Here is an 18,426-nt window from a genome sequence, read left to right on the forward strand (position 1 = left end):
TCGTGGTTCGACTGGTTTTTCAATAGCAAGGACTCTCATGTTATACTGAGAAGGAATGATTTTTGGGGGAGGGAATCGTGTTGTCGACGATTGTTCAGCAATCTTGGAAGCGCTGTCAGGAATCGAACCTCAAGGTTACGGAGAAGGCCAATGATCAAATCATTTCTGCCCGACGAATCAAAGAAATCATTCAAGATAATCACCCTCTGATTCGTGAAAGTCTCCCGCTTTTGAACAAGCTTGCTCCCTTTTTGTTATCGACAGAGCACATCGCACTCTTGTCTGACCGGGAAGGAAATATTATTCAAACGATCGGGGACCCGGTCTTCGCCAACCAGGCACAAAAAGTACAGCTGCAAATCGGAGCGAATTGGACAGAAGACTACAAAGGAACCAATGCGATTGGGACAGCCCTAATCGCACAACAGCCGATTCAGGTACAGGGAGAGCAGCACTACTTTTTGGAAAATCGCTTTCTTACATGCTCAGCGGCACCTATTTTTTCACCTGCGGGTGAGATGTTGGGCATCATTGACATTAGTACGCGTAAAGAATATTCCCATCCGTTTGCCCTAACCATTGCTTGCATGATCGCAGAGGCTCTGCAAAACCGCTTTTTGTTATCAGATGCCGAGCGCGTGATTGCCTTACCAGTCTCATCAAGGCGAGGAGACGGTCGAGAAAAGCTGGCACTCGTCGGCTTGGATCGGGACGAGCGTATCGTGGGCTTAAATGAGGCTGCGCAACAGCAGCTCGGAGCGGAGGCCTTGGGAACGAGAGTAAGTGCGGAGCAAGAGCGTGCCAGTCGCAATGTGAGAGATCATCGCCTGCGCTTTTGGTCTGCGGCACCCAAAGCACAGCTGAAACCATTTCCGCGTCTAGCTGGGTCATGCCCGCTCTTCTTGCAGGCAAAGATGCTCGGACAAAAGGCAGCACAGGTTGATTTTCCTGTGATCATTTTGGGGGAAAGCGGTACGGGAAAAGAGCTGTTCGCTCAAATGGTCCATGAGACAGGTCCGCGCGCGCATGAGCCTTTTATCGCAGTGAACTGCAGTTCGATTCCAGAAAATTTGATCGAGAGTGAATTATTTGGATATGAAAGCGGGTCATTCACAGGGGCACATCGGGAAGGAAGAATCGGAAAGTTTGAAGCGGCGAAAAAAGGCACGATCTTTTTGGATGAGATCGGGGATATGTCTTTGCGTGCGCAAGCGGCACTTCTGCGCGTTTTGCAGGAAAAGGTCGTCACCCCGGTGGGGAGCAATCAATCCCGCCCCATTTATGCGCGGATCATTGCCGCTACGCATCGAAACCTGTCAGAGGAGATCAAGGCGGGACGTTTTCGGGCTGACCTGTACTACCGGCTCAAAGGGGTTTCCATTCATTTGCCGTCGTTGAAAAAGCGCAGTGATATCATCCAGGTGGCGGAACATCTATTGCAGCAAATCGACACAGAACAACCGTACATACTGACGACCGAGGCGCAGGATAAGCTGTGTGCTTATGCGTGGCCGGGCAATATCCGGGAACTGCAAGGCGTGCTGATTCAAGCGGTGTTCTTGGCAGAGGGGGACATCATTGATTGCGATCACATCCAGCTAGAGGGATTGATGGAAGCCGATACGCCTGAGTCTTCGGATCATGCCATTCCTTCGTTGCGTGAAACAGAGAGAAAAGCGATCAAAAAGGCCCTCGAGAAAAGTGGCGGTAATGTCAGCAGGGCGGCCAAAATGCTGCAAATCGGACGCAATACCTTGTATCGCAAAATAGAAGAATACCAGATTGGGGCAGCGATTAATCAGGAATAGTCATAATGGGGTACATCCGAGATACGAGTAATTCTGGGTCATACACTTACAAAAAATGGTGATTGCATCTATTTGGAGCAATCTTAAAAAGCATGTTTTTTGAGGGCGACCGCCAACATTTTAACGGAAATATACGCTAAAGACGTTAAGCCGTATAAAAAGCCGATTTCTCTTACTCTAAGCGAATGACCGCTAAACATCATTATCGGTCATCAGCATGCCAGAAAACGGCCAGTTACGTCCGCTAAGGTCATCAGGAACGATGAAAATACATGTCCGCTAATGCTAAGCGTATAAATCGGTCAAACTGTTGGCGCTACCCCTTTGAACACAAAAAAACCCGACCGGAGTCGGGAGCAAATTGGCTTACCATGGGTCAGGATAGTGTTTTGCAATCGGAGGTTCTTTACTTAACGTATCTACCCCAACTGGTACGACAAATAACGCGGATAAAATACATAAAGACATCATCAACTTTTTCACGAGTATCACCCCCTTGCGGGTTTAGGTATTATGTACAGTATACAATATTTCCATTTTTTGGAGTATGCCGAAAGGTAAATTTTCCTTGTTAGCTGTATAGTACTCAAATATATACCCAATGCTTTTAATCGCTTCTTCCAATTTCATCATTTTCTTATAATACATAGCACTTTCTAATAAACTGGCACACCCCATATCTAAATCGCCTTTTTCAATGTAAAAATTCCCTTTTGCGCGAAAATATAAACCTAGATGAGTACATTGGTTCGGTGTACCAACGTTAGTCGGCAAAAATGAAGATTCTGACCGAAAAATATCTACGACCCCCAACTCATCACCTAATCTTATATAAATATCCAGCAGATCATTTACCACTGGTAACTTTTCGTTTTGCGGGCGCATGTGCAAGCAATCTAATAATAATGGTACTGCTTTTTCAATATCATCCGTAGTCTTTGCGTATAATATAGCTCGAAGATATTGAGATTCTTTCTGTACATTTAAACAATCTAATTGTTCATACGAATCCAAATATACTTTAGCAAAAGTGGACGAGTGCACACGAAGATGGCGCTTCCTATCAAAACAAAAAATCTTTAACATATAAAATGGATATGCACAATAATGAAGAAGGACGATACAAAGCAGCACAAGAGGGGATAGACAGTGATAGCAGTCGTTCAGACGTTAAAATTGCGATTGATGAGTTATACAAAAGCGGAAAGCTTAAAAAAATAAATAAACCAAACAAAAAAGAGAGTACCTGGACACTAGAGAGATTTACAGGTAAAGAAGAAGATTATGCAGATCAAGATCTTCCCCCTATTACGTAAGAAAAAAGAGAATCAGGAATAATCATTCCTGATTCTCCTTTTTGAAAGAAGGTGATATTTATGAAGAATAAATTAATCGTGTCTTTGGCTGCAACAGCAATAGTTGTGGTGCTAGTATTTGGATTTTTATATGTGGGGACCGGAAATGATTACTATAGATTTTCTGATGGAGCATCCTCAGAACAGATAGAAGCTTTAAAGAGTAATAAAATAGATTATATGATCAAAGAAGACGGATCTTTATGGATAAGAAGAAGTGATGAATTGAAAGTAGCACAATGTTGTACATAGTTATGTTGAGTAACCAAAATGAGAGATACAACAGCAACCGGATTTATGAATGGTTGCTGTTTCTTTTCCATCAAAGGAAAGCCGTAGCACATCTAGGGGTACAGCCGAGATACGAGTAATTTTGGGTCGCAAGCTTACAGCAATTGTCATTTTTCGAATGCAGTTTGTGGCATGGCAGGAGAATTCGATAAAATCATCATTTGGAAATAAAAGTAAGACTATGACCCATTTTTGCATGTATCTCGGCTGTACCCGATAATGGATGAAACGGTATAGCTTGGCGAGAACAAATGTTGCAATGCGTGTTGCAACATTTTGTTGCGTTGTTTTGCAATGTCACCAGACAAGTGATGCATGGAGAGGAACGGATGGAAGACTTTTATTCGGTCAGGGTGCATGATCCGGAGCTTGGCATTAATCATGCAAGTGAATAGCGTTGCATGAAGTCGAAAAATTTAGATTTTTAGGAGGGAGACTGTTGCTTCACTATTCCATTGCAGTAATTCCAGGAGACGGAATCGGTCCCGAGGTCATGGAAGAAGGCCTGAAGGTGTTGGGAGCCATAGAAGAGAGTCACGGCGGCATTCGGTTTGCTCGTGATGTCATGGATTGGAACTGTAGCTACTATCTCCAACACGGCAAAATGATGCCGGAGAATGGACTCCCTATTTTAAAAGACTATGATTTGATTCTGCTTGGTGCGATAGGGGCACCCGAGGTTCCTGATCATGTCTCTGTGTGGGAGTTGATCTTGCCGATTCGCCGAGCATTCCAGCAGTATGTGAACCTTCGCCCGGTCAAGCTGCTCAAAGGCCTGGAAAGTCCGCTTCGCTATAAGGGGCATGCCGATCTCGATTTCGTCGTGGTGCGGGAGAATACAGAGGGTGAGTACTCCAACATGGGTGGGCGCATGCACCAAGGTACACCGTACGAAATGGCGGTGCAAAACAATGTATTTACCCGGTACGGCACAGAGCGCATCCTCAAATACGCTTACGCACTGGCGGAAAAACGTTCGAAAAAGAGCGTGACCGCGGCTACGAAGTCCAACGGCATTAACCACTCCATGCCATTTTGGGATGAGATCGTAAAGGAAGTCAGTCAGGAATACCCAGGTATCCAGACCAATCTGTATCATATCGACGCACTTGCTGCGTATTTCATCACACGACCAGAAACGTTTGACGTCGTTGTCGCGAGCAATTTGTTTGGAGACATTTTGACCGATCTCGGGGCGGCGATCGTTGGTGGGTTGGGCTTGGCTCCGTCTGCGAACATCAATCCGGAGCGCAAGTATCCATCCATGTTTGAGCCCATTCACGGCTCTGCGCCAGATATCGCGGGGAAAGGAATCGCCAATCCGATCGCACAAGTATGGAGCCTCGCCATGATGATGGATCATCTCGATCTGCCAGAGCTCAGTGCTGTCATCATGAACGCGATCGAAAACGTGTTGCAAGATGGCAAGGTGCTCACTCCTGATCTTGGGGGGACGGCGACAACAAAAGAGTTGGGAGACGAAATCGTTCGCCACATCTATCAAACAACGAGATAAATATAAGGGAGGAAGAGGACATGGAAGCGAGATCGTATGATTTGTACATCGGTGGAGAATGGGTGAAAGCCGAGAGCTACATTCCCGTCCTTCACAAGTACACGGGCGAGTGCATCGCACGTATTGCCAAGGCCCGTCAACAGCATGTAACGGAAGCGGTTGAAGCTGCGTGGGAGACGTTTAAGGCAGACAAATTGACCCCTTTTCAACGATACAAAATCTTGCTGAAAGCCTCTGAGCTAATGGAGGAACGCCGAGACGAGATGGAGCGATCCTTGATTCGCGAAGTGGGCAAAACGCGCAAGGATGCGATGAATGAGCTGGATCGGACGATCAATACACTGCGCTTGTCGGCAGAGGAAGCCAAGAAGATTCACGGGGAAATGATTCCGCTGCAAGCAACAGAAGGCTCGGAAAACCGTCTGGGCTTTACCATTCGGGTGCCAAAGGGAGTGATCGGTGCCATAACGCCGTTTAACTACCCTTTGCTGCTCAGCACGCACAAGATCGCGCCAGCGCTAGCAGCAGGAAATACGCTGGTGGTTAAGCCAGCTACAGTCACACCTATCGCAACCTTTCTATTGGTGGAGATCCTGGAGGAAGCGGGCTTGCCAAAAGGCTATGTAAATATCGTGACGGGGGCAGGCAGTCAGGTAGGGGAATGGCTGCTGGATGAAGAGCGCATTGCCATGTACACCTTTACCGGGTCAGGAGAAGTCGGTCGCCGCATCAAGGAACGAAGTGGCATGCGTCCCGTTGCGCTGGAGCTGGGCAACAACTCTCCCAATATCGTGCACCTCGATGCAGATTTGGAGCTGGCAGCCCGTCAAACAGCCGCCCGCAGCTTTCACAATGCCGGTCAGGCGTGCATTGCTGTCCAGCGCATTTACGTACATGAATCGGTTATGCAGGCGTTCAGTGACTTGTATATCTCACATGTCCATCAGTTGAAGGTAGGAAACCCGGAAGACCCGGAGACGGATGTCGGACCGATGATCAGTGAAAAAGAAGCGAGTCGTACTGAGGAATGGGTACAGGAAGCAATTAGCCAAGGGGCCAGATCGCTCTTGCCTGTCAAACGCGAGGGAGCTCTCTTCTATCCGGCTGTGTTGGTGGATACAAGGCCAGAGATGAAGGTGGTTTGCCAGGAAGTGTTCGCGCCCGTCGTTACGATCATTCCGTACAGTAATCTCGATGACGCGTTTGCCCAAGCCAACGATTCGGAGTACGGCTTGCAGGCGGGGATTTTTACCCGTGATTTGAACATCGCGATGAAAGCGGCACGGGTCCTGGAGTATGGTGGCGTGGTGATCAACGACGTATCGACCTATCGTAATGACGTCATGCCATACGGCGGAGTTAAAAACAGCGGACTGGGCAAGGAAGGCCCGCGTTACGCAGTCGAAGAAATGACAGAAGAGCGAATGGTGGTGATCAACCTATGAGTGGGCACCTTTTGCAAGGAAAAACGGCGATTGTAACAGGGGCTGCGTCCGGAATGGGCAAGGCCATTGCGAAGCTTTTTGCGGACGAGGGAGCCAACGTCATCCTGGCTGATTTGAACAAAGAGGCGGCAGTAGCGGTGGCTCAAGAGCTGCTACAAGGGAAAGGTCATGCGGTGCAAACAGATGTGACAGACGATACTAGCGTTGCTGCACTCGTAAAGGAAACGCTCGAAGTGTACGGATCGATCGATGTCCTGGTCAATTGCGCGGGTGTTCCCCAAGCGTTTACCCCCATTGAGGAGCTGACTTTGGAGCAGTGGGATAGCATCATGTCTGTGAACACGAAGTCGATCTTTTTGACGACAAGGCATGCGGTTCCCCACATGAAGGAGAAGGGGAAAGGCAGCATCATCAATATCGCTTCGATTGCCGGGATTCGCGCCCGTCCGGGGCTGAATGCGTATTGCGCGTCCAAGGGGGCCGCTATTATGTTGAGCAAGGCACTGGCGATTGAGCTAGCCCCTTTTCAAATCCGGGTCAATGTCATCAATCCAGGTCCGGCAGAGACGCCGATGCTCGGTAAGTTTATCAATGGAGATGAAGCGGAGGTAGAGGCCGGGAAAAAAGATATTTTCATCAGCAGTGTTCCATTGGGCATGTTGATTCAGCCAGAGGATATCGCGCATGCGGCTCTCTATTTGGCTTCTGATCTATCCAAAATTGTCACGGGCGAGGTCATGAATGTAGACGGCGGAAGAGGGATCTAGTAAAATGAACTAAATTTTCATATTATTTAAAAAACAAAAGAATCAACAGGGGGTACTATCGCATGTTTCGGAAGAAGGGGAGCTTCGTGCTAGCGAGCATCATGTCTGTGTCTTTATTTCTGGCGGCATGCGGAGGAGGAGGCGGTCAACAGACTGCCCCGCCTGCGGGACAAGCCGGGGGGACAGAAGCACCGAAAAGTGACGGCCAAAGCTATGTGTTCAAAGCAGGGCATTCACTGACGGAGGATCATCCATACCATTTGGCATTGAAAAAAATGGCCGAGGATGTCGACAAGCGATCGAACGGAAAAGTGAAAATCGAGGTGTATCCGCTGAGCCAGCTAGGAGCGGAGCGTGAATTGACAGAGGCGCTGACCTTTGGAACGGCGGATATGTCGATTACCTCGACTGCGCCCGTGATGAATTTCCATCCGAAGCTGGGTGTGTTGGATCTCCCATTCTTGTTTAATAGCCGTGAGCAGGCGTACAAGGTACTCGACGGACAAGTCGGGCAGGACATCCTCAAGGATTTGGAAAACGCCAATCTGGTCGGGCTGGCTTGGGCTGAAAACGGCTTCCGCCATATTACAAATGGCTCGAAGGTGATCAAGAAGCCGGAGGATGTAGCAGGGTTGAAGATACGCACACAGGAAAACCCGATCCATCTGGCTGCATTCGAAGCATTGGGCGCGAAGCCGACCCCAATGGCTTGGACAGAGGCGTTGACGGCGCTGCAACAAGGAGTCGTCGATGCTCAGGAAAATCCGGCGATTGTCGCACAGACCTACAAGCTATATGAATCCAAGCAAACGCAAATGGCCTTGACCGGGCATGTCTACTCAGCGGCGATGATTTTGTTCAGCAAGCCTGTATGGGATAAGCTCCCGGAAGATGTCCAGCAACTTCTTGCCGAGGAAGCCAAAAAAGCGGGTCAGTACGAGCGCGATTTGATGATCAAGATGGAGGATGAGGCCATTTCTAATATTAAAGCAAAAGGTGTAGTCATTACCGAGGACGTTGATAAGCAAGCTTTCCGCGATGCGATGAAGCCTGTCTACGACAAATTTTCCGGGCAGTTTGGCAAAGAGCTGGTGGATCAAATTGTAAATACAAAATAAACGGCAGAAGGGAGACGGGCCACTCTGGCTTTTCTCCCCTTTTTCCTGCGAAAGGAGATTGTGTGTGGGCAACCTTGTTTCCAAAATAAACAGCATCCTTCGTTTTTTCATCATTGCCCTTCTGGCTATTATGGTGATCGCCATCTTCCTGCAGGTGCTTTTCCGTTTTTTGCTCGACCAGCCCTTGGCCTGGACGGAGGAATTGGCCCGGTATTTGCTGATCTGGATCACGTTTCTGGGATCAGCGTACGCGATGTCGATCAAGGCACACATCGGTACGGAATACATTCAAAAGTACTTGTCGCCTCGCATGAACAAGGTGGTACTGGTTATTGCCGCTTTGTGTAGTCTGGTCTTCTTTCTCATCATGGTTCAGCAAGGCTACTTGATATCTGCGAGAAGCATGACACAAACCTCACCTACTCTGCTCGTTCCCATGGGCTATGTATACATGGTGATTCCGATCAGCGGTGCCTTACTCATCATGAACGTGATCCATGTGACGTGGAAAGACATTACCGGGAAGGAGTGACCAGATTGTGGGTACGATTTTGTTTTTAACACTGTTGGTGCTCCTGATCCTGAACGTACCGATTGGGGTGGCACTGGGGTTATCCGTGGTTGTCGTGTTTATGCTGGAGGGAAACATCCCTCTTCTGGTTGTCATTCAAAAAATGTTCAATGGAACAGATTCCTTCCCACTGATGGCAATCCCGTTCTTCCTCTTGGCAGGAAAGCTGATGGAAACAGGCGGAATCTCCGCTAGGCTGATTCGCTTTGCGAATACGATTGTCGGGAATCTGCCTGGAGGATTGGCTATCGTGGCGGTCATGGGTTGTACTTTTTTTGCAGCGATATCGGGTTCTTCTGCCGCGACAACGGCAGCCGTAGGGGGAATATTGATCCCGCACATGGTCAAAAAAGGGTACAATATTCGCTTTTCTGCGGCCTTGCATGCAACAGGGGGAACGATCGGTGTCATGATTCCTCCGAGCGTGCCGATGGTTTTGTACGGGGTAGCAGCGAGTGCTTCGATTAGCGACTTGTTTATTGCCGGGATCGGGCCGGGCATTCTCGTAGCCATTTCGTTGATTCTGTACTCGTATTGGATCAGTAAGAAAAACGGCTGGGGTGGCGGAGAAAAGCATACGCCCAAAGAGATAGGGGAGGCATTCAAGGACGCCATTTTGGCGATACTCATGCCGATCATTATTCTTGGTGGTATATACGGAGCCATCTTTACTCCGACAGAAGCAGCAGTGGTAGCCGTGATTTACGGTCTGGTTGTCGGGCTTTTCGTCTACCGGGAGATCAAGTGGAAGGACTTGGGGGAAATATTCGCCGGCTCTGCGAGTATGACAGCCGTCATCATGCTGATTATCGCCACCGCCAATGCGTTTGGTTATCTGATGACGAGGGAAAACATCCCGCAGGAAATTGCGCAATTCATGCTGGGGATTACAGACAGCACGATCATTACGTTGCTCATTATTAACATTTTGCTGCTCATTTTGGGGACGTTCATGGAAACGGCGGTTACGATCATTCTCCTGACACCGATCCTGCTGCCGATCACAAATTCTTTGGGCATTGATCCAGTGCTATTCGGGGTGATCATGGTCGTCAACTCCGCGATCGGTATGCTGACGCCACCGGTTGGGATCAATTTGTTGGTAGCAGGAAATATTGCGAAGCTCCAGAATACGGAGATTGAGCGAGCGGTGATCCCGTTTTTGGTCATCATGATCGTCGACTTAATGCTCATCACCTACATTCCTGAAATCAGCTTATTCCTTGTCAACTTGAGCAAGTAACGGAGGAGGAACCAACGTGGATTACAAGCAAGCGTTAGTAGGATTGCTGGGGGAAGAACGAGTATCGACTAACCCCACAATACTGGAGCACCACAGCCATGATGAATCGTATCATACCCCGCGTCTTCCGGATGTGGTCGTGTTTCCGCAGACAGCAGAGGAAGTCAGTCAAATCTTGAAGCTGGCCAACGAACAGCGCATTGCGGTAACGCCGTTTGGCATGGGGACCAGTCTGGAAGGCCACGCGATTCCTTATGCGGGCGGAATTAGCATGGATTTTTCCTTGATGAACCAGGTGCTGGAGGTGCGACCGAAGGATTTCCTCGTGAGAGTCCAGCCAGGTGTGACGCGTACCCAGCTCAATAAAGAATTGAAAAAGCACGGATTGTTTTTCTCCGTCGATCCTGGCGCCGACGCGACTTTGGGTGGGATGGCTGCTACAAACGCTAGTGGAACAACCTCTGTCCGCTATGGCGTGATGCGTGATCAGGTGCGTGATCTGGAAGTGGTGACGGCGGATGGACGTATCATCCGTACAGGGAGCATGACTGCCAAATCCTCCTCAGGCTACCATCTCACAGGGCTGTTTGTCGGGTCAGAGGGAACGCTTGGTGTGTTTACAGAGCTGACCTTGCGTGTTTACGGCATACCTGAGGCGACAACGGCGGCACGTGCCAGCTTCCCTTCCGTGCAGGATGCCGTCGATACCGTCGTGGATATTCTTGGAGCGGGTATTCAAGTAGCGCGAATCGAGCTGGTTGATGAACGTTCTATCCAACAAGTGAATCTTTATAAGGAAACGAGTTACCCGGAAGCACCGACGCTGTTTATCGAGTTCCACGGCAGTGAACAAGGTCTCGCGTATGATATCGACTTTGCGCAGAACATCGCCGATGGACATGGCTGCACGCAGTTTCTTTTTGAAACCGATTCGAAGGCGCGGACGCAGCTCTGGGACGCTCGTCATAACCTGGCGTATGCCTTCCTGCACAAATCCCCCGGGAAAAAGCTGATGGTGACAGATGTTTGTTTGCCGATTTCTGAGCTGGCAGGAGCTGTTGTGGATGCGCGGCAAGCGATTGATCGCGCTGGGCTGGATGGAGCGATAGCAGGGCATGTCGGGGATGGGAACTATCACGCTATCCTGATGATCGACCTGAATGACCCCGAAGAAGTGGCGCGTGCCGAGGAAGTAAATGCCCATCTGGTGGAATACGCATTGAGTCGGGGAGGAACCTGCACCGGAGAGCATGGTGTGGGTGTAGGGAAAATCAAATACCAGCGCAAGGAACATGGAGATGCACTGGACGTCATGCAAGCCATGAAGCAAGTGCTGGACCCGAACGGCATTTTGAATCCGGGAAAAATTTTTGGGAAATAACAGAGAGCCTGCATTCTGAGCGTTTGTCGGAATGTGGGCTTTTTCTTTTGCGTAATGTGTCGAAGAGGAGAGGAGAAAGGATGATTATGCAGAATGTAGAAGATTGGTAACTGGTGCATTTCATTCTGGTGTGGCAGGGAGGCAAAAATGAAGTCTATTGTTGAAATTGCCAAGAGTGCAGGTATCGAAGAACAGCATTTGGAGCTATACGGAAAGTATAAGGCCAAACTATCAGATGAACTATGGGAGCAAGTGAAGGATCGCCCTGATGGCAAACTGATTCTTGTTACAGCGATGAACCCAAATCCGGCGGGAGCAGGGAAGACGCTCACGACGATTGGTCTGTCACAATCATTAAATTATCTCGGGAAGAAAACAATTGCAGCGCTTCGCGAGCCGTCTTTGGGTCCTTGCATGGGGATCAAAGGAGGCGCAACGGGAAGCGGCCAAGCACAAATTCTCCCGGCTGATGAAATTAACCTGCATTTTACAGGGGACATTCATGCGATTACAGCTGCACATAACTTGTTGGCAGCGATGATCGACAATCATATTTTCCATGGCAATCCGCGCGGGCTCAATCCAAAGAAAATCGTCTGGAAACGGGCAATGGACATGAACGACCGCGCACTGCGTAACATCGTTGTTGGTCTGGGTGACGGCAATGGGATGACGCGTGAGGATGGTTTCATGATTACGACCGCGTCAGAAATCATGGCGATTTTATGCTTGAGTGAGAATCTGGCAGACTTGCGCGAGCGGTTGAACCATATCATCGTTGGCTACGATTTTGATGACCAGCCTGTACGGGCAGAAGAAATCAACGCGGTCGATGCGATGTGCGTTCTCTTGAAGGAAGCGATTAAGCCCAATCTCGTACAGACAATCGAGGGAACTCCGGTCATTATTCACGGAGGACCTTTTGCCAATATCGCGCATGGGTGCAGCAGCGTGATCGGAACCAAGATGGCCTTGAAGCTGGCGGATTACGTCGTAACAGAGGCGGGATTTGGTGCTGATCTGGGAGCAGAGAAGTTTTTTGACATCAAGTGTAGAAAAGCAGGCCTGACTCCATCGGCTGCTGTTGTGGTCATTACGGTTCGCTCGTTGAAATTCAACGGTGGGGTAAAAGTACCTGACCTGGCTGTGGAGAACTTGTCTGCTCTGGAAAAAGGTTTCGAAAACGTCAAGCGCCATCTGGAAAACCTCCAGAAGTTCGGTGTGCCAGCAGTGGTAGCCATCAATCATTTTGCGACGGACACACAGGCAGAGATTGATGCCGTCATTGCGCTGTGCCAAGCGGCCGGAGCCGAAGCGGCACTCTCCAAAGTATGGGCAGAAGGAGGAGCTGGCGGTGTCGAGCTGGCTGAAAAAGTGACGCGTGCAGCAGAGCGACCTTCCTCCTTCCGATTCTTGTATGAGGAAGACCTCAGCATTAAAGACAAGATAGAGACTGTCGTGAAAGAAGTATACCGTGGATCAGGGGTTGTCTTTTCGCCGCTGGCATTGAAAACAATGCAAAAGGTAGAAGAAATGGGCATGTCTCATCTGCCTGTATGCATGGCGAAAACACCGTACTCCTTTACGGACCGCGCTGATCTATTGGGGGCACCTGTTGACTTCACGATCCAAGTGAGCGAAGTGCGCATATCAGCAGGAGCTGGTTTTATCGTCGCATTGACCGGAAGCTTGGTTACAATGCCAGGCCTCCCGAAAAAGCCAGCTGCGGAATCGTTATATGTAGACGAGGATGGGCAAGTGATCGGATTAAGCTAATCAAAAAGTTTGACAAAAAGCTGACAACTGTAAAAGGTTGTCAGCTTTTTGTCCATTTTGAGGTTTATTAGCGAAAAGTTATGGGAAATGAAAGGTGAGATTGAAAAAAAGTGGACATTAACTGAAAAAACAACAAGGAATGACAAAGGCAAACCTGTTGAAAGGCAGGGACGCAAAGCCACGGGTCTAAGGACGAAAGTCAAATGACTTTCGCAGCTAGGACAGCCGGGTTGCCATACCGTAGTCATGATGGGCTGTCGGTGGGCAGTCTTTTTTTGTTGAAAAAACAGAAGGGAGAAGTGAATCGGTATGAAAAATAGTTTGAAGAATAAGCTAATTATCGTTTTGTGCCTGCTGTTGGTTATTAGTTTGGGTACGGTTTGCGGTGCAAGCTATTGGAGTGCTTCCAATCTTTTGGCAGACAGTCTGGACAAAGAAGCTGAGTTGTCAGCTAGCAATCTCTCGATACGTATCGATGGTTTCTTTCAAGAAAAAATTAGTATTGTAGATGCGGTGGGAGGGCTGATGTCGGCTGATCAAAATGTCGAACAGGACCTGAAACTTATTCAAGAAGCTCAAAAGGAAAATCCCGAGTTTGAGACGTTCTTCTTTTCACATGACTTAAGCGGTAAGAAAGTAATCAATTTCAAGGGAGAAGTGACCGACATCTCGGATCGTCCGCATATTAAAGAAGCCGGCAAAGGGGAAGGGAAGGTTGTTGTCTCCGAGCCAGTCATTTCAAAGCGAACAGGGAATAACATCGTGACTCTTGTCGTTCCATTGATGAAGGACAATCGTCAATACGGTTATATCGGTTCTACTATTCCTATCAACGAAATCCAAAAAAAGGTGTCCGAAGAGAAATTTGGCCAAGCTGGTTACGCCTTTTTAGTAAGCAAAACAGGAACATTTATTTATCATCCGAAAAGCGAGTACATTCTGAAGGAATCGATTCTCGACATGGGTATTCTTGAGCTTCAGACAGCTTTTGAAGATATCAAGCAAGGGAATCATGGAATCGCCCAATACAAATACGAGAATGTAGAGCGATTTGCTTCCTATGCTCCTACCAGTTTGAACTGGGGCCTATACATCACTGCACCCGTAGCGGAGCTGCATGCGCCTGTCGATCAATTGTCAGTCCGATTGATGGTAATTTCCCTCATCGTGTTGGCGATTGGGGTTGTCCTCGTTTATTTCTTGGCTGTACGCATGGTGAAACCAATTGAGCGTCTGAATCACGCAGTAAATGTAGTGTCGCAGGGGAACTTGAAAGAGACCGTAACGGTTGAGGGAAAAGACGAGATTGCAGTACTGTCACGTGACTTTAACCAGACGGTATCGCACTTGAAAAATTTGATCGAAGACGTATCTCTGTCGTCTGATCAAGTACAGCGTTTTAGTCAGGAAGTATCCGAAGGTATTAAACAAGCGACGGAAAACATCAACCAAATCGGTTTGTCTATTGCACAGATTTCTGAGGGAGCAGAGGCGCAGGCCACCAGCTCGCAGGATGTCGCGTTGTCTATGAATGACATGGCAGCAGGCATCGTGAAAATCGCGGAGACGTCTGCACATGTTTCAGAGGCTGCCCAGGTAGCAACAGAGCAGGCAGAGCAAGGAACTGCTGTGGTAGAGCAGGCAGTTCGCCAGATGGGAAGCATTGGGGAGGGAACATCGAAGGCGACAGTAGCCATCGAGCAGCTCAACAATCGTTCCAAAGAAATCGAAGGCATTCTCGATACGATCAGTCAGTTAACCTCGCAAATCAATTTGCTTGCCTTGAACGCTTCGATTGAGGCAGCACGTGCCGGCGAGCATGGACGTGGGTTTGCTGTGGTTGCCGGAGAGGTAAAAAAACTGGCGAATCAATCCGAAGAATCCGCATCCAAAATCGCGATGCTGATCGGAGAAATTCAGCAGGATACTCGTCACGCGGTAGAAGTCATGACCGCGGGCAACCAAAACGCTCAGCAAGGTATTCAACTGGTCGAAGAGGTTCGCGAAATCTTTGGGCATATTTTGGAATCTTCCCGTAACGTTGCTGCGCACATTTTGGAAGTATCCGCAGCATCTGAGCAAATGTCAGCGGGTTCCCAACAGGTGAGTGCTTCTGTAGATGAAATGCATAACATTGCAAAACATGCTTCACTCGACGCGCAAACAGTGGCAAGGGCGACCGAAGAGCAACTTCAAGCCATCCAGGAAATTGGCCAGTCTGTCGAGCGTTTGAACGCAGTGGCAGAAGAATTACAGCAAGGAATTGGCAGGTTTACTGTGTAAGAGGCAGCTCGACAGGTTGTACGTCCTCTTCATTTGAAAGGGGGGATGCCATTAGGGGATGAGGGAGTTTGTTTCTGATAACTAAATTCATTACCGTTTAACAGGAGGAGAAACCAGATGAAAAAAATTACAAAAACAATCTTGGCGAGCACACTCGCTGCAACTATGCTCATGACAGGCGGAACAGGTGCTTTTGCCGCAACGGCGGTTAAGCCTGTGCCAACCGTAGCTGCTGAAGCTGCTAAAAAACCGCAAACGAAGAAGTTTGAGTCTCGTTTGGACGAAATCATTGCGAGAGGCTATATCCTCGTAGGTACTCCAGGTGACTACAAACCATTTACATATTTGAATCCAAAAACGAACGAATTCGAAGGTTACGATATCGATGCGATGAAAGAATTCGCAAAAAGCCTGGGAGTAGAGGCGCGTTTTGTCCAAACATCTTGGCCAACACTGATGAACGATCTCTTGGCAAATAAATTCGATATTGCTGTCGGAGGCGTTACGCGCAACACAGACCGTCAGAAAAAAGCGCACATGAGCGATCCTTATATTATGTTCGGTAAAGCTCCGCTCATTCGTGCAGTAGATAAAGACAAGTACAAGAGTGTAGCAGACATCAACAAGCCAGAGGTGCGCATTGGTGTGAATCCAGGTGGCACCAACGAAAAATTCGTTCGTGAACATCTGACAAAAGCAACTGTAACAGTTGAACAAAACAACCTCGACATTCCTGGTCTGGTAGCAAGCGGTAAGTACGATGTGATGATCACAGATACGCTGGAAGCGATTGTGTATTCCAAAGCAGATTCCCGCCTGTATCCAGCTCTGACCGACAATCCGTTCACGAAGAGTGAAAAAGGCTACATGATCCATCGCGGAGACACCATCTTCGCTAACTACCTGGATCTGTGGATGGACGAGATGAAACTGCAAGGAATGTTTGATGAGCTTTACAACAAATGGGTAAAATAATCCGATAACAGACAAGCAGCCCGATTCTTGGCTGCTTTGTTATTTTTTAAAAACGGTAGCATCACAAAATCAGGCAATTTGGGTATATATGCAGTTTGCTTTTTCAGTCATTGCATGGTACGATTACAGCTATGTTCTTTAGGGTGCTACGTACAATCGGGGATAAAAGGGCATGTTCCGGATCGTAAGGAATAGTGCCCTTTTTTTTGAGAATTTTATAGATGAAGGTATTGATAAAGGAGACTGACATTCATTGGCGACTTTTAATGATTTTGGCTTACATCACTCCATTGTTAGAGCGTTGAGCAACATGGGCTTCGAAGAGGCTACAGCGATTCAGGATCAAACGGTTCCTGTAGCACTGCAAGGTCGTGACCTGATCGGTCAGGCACAAACAGGTACTGGTAAAACGGCTGCATTCGGTATTCCATTGATTGAACGCTTGGATGAAACAAGCGGAAATATTCAAGGGGTTGTTTTGACTCCAACACGTGAGCTGGCTGTTCAGGTTGCAGAAGAGATTAATAAAATTGCCCAATTTAAAAACATCTCTGCCCTGCCAATCTATGGTGGTCAAGACATCACGCGTCAAATCAAAGCGTTGAAAAAACGTCCACAAATCATCGTAGCAACACCTGGTCGTTTCATGGACCACATGAGAAGAAAAACCATTCGTCTGGATGCCATTGAGGTTGTTATTTTGGATGAAGCGGATGAAATGCTGAACATGGGTTTCATCGACGACATCAAGGAAATCTTGAAAGAGGTTCCAGACAATCGTCAAACGCTATTGTTCTCTGCTACGATGCCGAGAGCGATCCAGGAAATTGCGCAACAGTTCATGAACGAACCAACCATCATTCAAGTGAAAGCAAAAGAAGTAACCGTGCCAAACATTGCACAGGAATACATGGAAGTAGCTGAAAAGCAAAAGTTCGATGTACTGTGCCGTTTGCTGGATATTCACTCCCCTGAGCTGGCTATCATTTTCGGTAGAACCAAGCGCAGAGTGGATGAGCTGTCCGAAGCCCTGACCAAGCGCGGTTATGGTGCAGAAGGTATCCACGGTGACTTGAACCAAGCGAAACGCGACAGCGTGCTCCGCAAGTTCAAGGAAGGTACGATCGAAGTGCTGGTAGCGACTGACGTGGCTGCACGTGGCTTGGACATCAGCGGTGTAACGCATGTATTTAACTTTGATATTCCACAAGACTCCGAGAGCTACGTTCACCGTATCGGTAGAACGGGACGTGCTGGTAAAACAGGTCTGGCAATCACGTTTGTGACTTCCCGTGAAATCGACCATCTGCGTCTGATTGAGCGTACAACGAACCGTCGCATGGAGCGCCGTGCGGTTCCTTCGATGGCTGAGGCTTTGGAAGGTCAACAAAAGATGACGGTAGACAAAATTCTCGAAGCATCTGGAAGAGACGATCTGTCTCCTTATAAAACGCTGGCAGAGCAATTGCTGGAGGATGTCGATTCCGTAACACTCGTGTCCGCAGCACTCAAGCTGTTGACTAAAGAACCAGATATGACTCCTGTTCGCCTGACAGAAGAGGCTCCTCTTCGTGTAGGGAAGAAAAAGCTACCTCCAAAAGGAAAAGGTGGCTTCGGTTCCGGTTCCGGTTTTGGCGGAAAGCGCCCATCTCGCCCACGCAATGGCGAATATCGTCCACGCGGCGGCGAATCTCGTCCACGCAGTGGCGAATCTCGTCCACGCAGTGGTGACTCTCGTCCACGCAGTGGTGACTCTCGTCCACGCAGCGGTGACTCCCGTCCACGCAGTGGCGAATCTCGTCCACCACGCAGCTAGGAATCGATCGATATCGCAAGCAAAGACTGGTGTGCACATGTGCGCATCGGTCTTTTTTTCGGTGCGCCCAGCATGGGCGAT

Annotated in this window: 14 protein-coding genes, 1 pseudogene and 1 riboswitch; of the genes and pseudogenes, 14 read left to right on the forward strand and 1 reads right to left on the reverse strand. The window is 48.5% G+C overall.

What is annotated here, in order from left to right; genetic code table 11:
• Positions 1-80 precede the first annotated feature (80 nt).
• Positions 81-1,808, forward strand: coding sequence for a sigma-54-dependent Fis family transcriptional regulator (locus C7R92_RS05785; RefSeq protein WP_106833537.1), 1,728 nt, complete (start codon positions 81-83; stop codon positions 1,806-1,808).
• A gap of 504 nt (positions 1,809-2,312) precedes the next feature.
• On the opposite strand, the gene C7R92_RS05790 is transcribed toward C7R92_RS05785, so the two are convergent.
• Positions 2,313-2,852: a hypothetical protein gene (locus C7R92_RS05790; RefSeq protein WP_244195657.1), complete on the reverse strand. Its 540-nt coding sequence runs from the start codon at positions 2,850-2,852 to the stop codon at positions 2,313-2,315.
• A 32-nt stretch (positions 2,853-2,884) separates the two neighbouring features.
• Between C7R92_RS05790 and C7R92_RS05795 the strand changes: the two are divergent.
• From C7R92_RS05795 to cshA, 13 genes and pseudogenes are all read left to right on the forward strand, one after another.
• A pseudogene (locus C7R92_RS05795) lies at positions 2,885-3,124 on the forward strand (DUF6973 domain-containing protein); the annotation flags it as partial.
• 60 nt (positions 3,125-3,184) lie between these two features.
• Entirely contained in the window at positions 3,185-3,415 is a 231-nt protein-coding gene (locus C7R92_RS05800) for a hypothetical protein (protein WP_007724549.1), read from the forward strand.
• 478 nt (positions 3,416-3,893) lie between these two features.
• Positions 3,894-4,970 carry a tartrate dehydrogenase gene (locus tag C7R92_RS05805; protein WP_017252551.1) on the forward strand — a complete coding sequence of 359 codons (1,077 nt, stop codon included), beginning with the start codon at positions 3,894-3,896 and terminating at the stop codon, positions 4,968-4,970.
• A gap of 20 nt (positions 4,971-4,990) precedes the next feature.
• On the forward strand, positions 4,991-6,415 hold the full coding sequence (locus C7R92_RS05810) for an aldehyde dehydrogenase family protein (RefSeq protein WP_069849804.1): 1,425 nt from the start codon (positions 4,991-4,993) through the stop codon (positions 6,413-6,415).
• Positions 6,412-7,182 (forward strand): SDR family oxidoreductase, encoded by a 771-nt coding sequence (locus C7R92_RS05815; protein ID WP_106833528.1) that lies wholly within the window; start codon positions 6,412-6,414, stop codon positions 7,180-7,182. The genes C7R92_RS05810 and C7R92_RS05815 overlap by 4 nt, the downstream gene beginning before the upstream one ends.
• Before the next feature lie 62 nt (positions 7,183-7,244).
• Positions 7,245-8,300 carry a TRAP transporter substrate-binding protein gene (locus C7R92_RS05820; RefSeq protein ID WP_106833529.1) on the forward strand — a complete coding sequence of 352 codons (1,056 nt, stop codon included), beginning with the start codon at positions 7,245-7,247 and terminating at the stop codon, positions 8,298-8,300.
• Between the two features lie 64 nt (positions 8,301-8,364).
• The gene (locus C7R92_RS05825) at positions 8,365-8,832 is read left to right on the forward strand and encodes a TRAP transporter small permease (protein WP_106833530.1); all 468 of its coding nucleotides are present in this window, start codon (positions 8,365-8,367) and stop codon (positions 8,830-8,832) included.
• Between the two features lie 7 nt (positions 8,833-8,839).
• Positions 8,840-10,114 (forward strand): TRAP transporter large permease, encoded by a 1,275-nt coding sequence (locus C7R92_RS05830; protein ID WP_106833531.1) that lies wholly within the window; start codon positions 8,840-8,842, stop codon positions 10,112-10,114.
• A 16-nt stretch (positions 10,115-10,130) separates the two neighbouring features.
• Positions 10,131-11,495, forward strand: coding sequence for an FAD-binding oxidoreductase (locus C7R92_RS05835; RefSeq protein ID WP_106833532.1), 1,365 nt, complete (start codon positions 10,131-10,133; stop codon positions 11,493-11,495).
• 147 nt (positions 11,496-11,642) lie between these two features.
• Positions 11,643-13,271: a formate--tetrahydrofolate ligase gene (locus C7R92_RS05840; protein ID WP_106833533.1), complete on the forward strand. Its 1,629-nt coding sequence runs from the start codon at positions 11,643-11,645 to the stop codon at positions 13,269-13,271.
• A gap of 137 nt (positions 13,272-13,408) precedes the next feature.
• Positions 13,409-13,509, forward strand: a riboswitch (cyclic di-GMP riboswitch).
• A gap of 71 nt (positions 13,510-13,580) precedes the next feature.
• Complete coding sequence (locus tag C7R92_RS05845) at positions 13,581-15,554, forward strand: methyl-accepting chemotaxis protein (RefSeq protein WP_106833534.1); 1,974 nt, start codon at positions 13,581-13,583, stop codon at positions 15,552-15,554.
• 117 nt (positions 15,555-15,671) lie between these two features.
• A complete protein-coding gene (locus C7R92_RS05850; RefSeq protein ID WP_106833535.1) occupies positions 15,672-16,529 on the forward strand; it encodes a transporter substrate-binding domain-containing protein in 858 nt (285 codons plus the stop codon).
• Positions 16,530-16,782: 253 nt separating this feature from the next.
• Entirely contained in the window at positions 16,783-18,345 is a 1,563-nt protein-coding gene (gene cshA, locus C7R92_RS05855) for a degradosome RNA helicase CshA (RefSeq protein WP_069849788.1), read from the forward strand.
• Positions 18,346-18,426: the final 81 nt, after the last annotated feature.

This window comes from Brevibacillus porteri (assembly GCF_003013475.1).
GTDB lineage: Bacteria > Bacillota > Bacilli > Brevibacillales > Brevibacillaceae > Brevibacillus > Brevibacillus porteri.

Excerpts from the sequence above, each read along its gene's own strand:
- C7R92_RS05800 (WP_007724549.1), top strand. The coding sequence starts at position 3,185 with ATGAAGAATAAATTAATCGTGTCTTTGGCTGCAACAGCAATAGTTGTG.
- C7R92_RS05810 (WP_069849804.1), top strand. The coding sequence starts at position 4,991 with ATGGAAGCGAGATCGTATGATTTGTACATCGGTGGAGAATGGGTGAAA.
- C7R92_RS05815 (WP_106833528.1), top strand. The coding sequence starts at position 6,412 with ATGAGTGGGCACCTTTTGCAAGGAAAAACGGCGATTGTAACAGGGGCT.
- C7R92_RS05820 (WP_106833529.1), top strand. The coding sequence starts at position 7,245 with ATGTTTCGGAAGAAGGGGAGCTTCGTGCTAGCGAGCATCATGTCTGTG.
- C7R92_RS05840 (WP_106833533.1), top strand. The coding sequence starts at position 11,643 with ATGAAGTCTATTGTTGAAATTGCCAAGAGTGCAGGTATCGAAGAACAG.
- C7R92_RS05845 (WP_106833534.1), top strand. The coding sequence starts at position 13,581 with ATGAAAAATAGTTTGAAGAATAAGCTAATTATCGTTTTGTGCCTGCTG.
- C7R92_RS05850 (WP_106833535.1), top strand. The coding sequence starts at position 15,672 with ATGAAAAAAATTACAAAAACAATCTTGGCGAGCACACTCGCTGCAACT.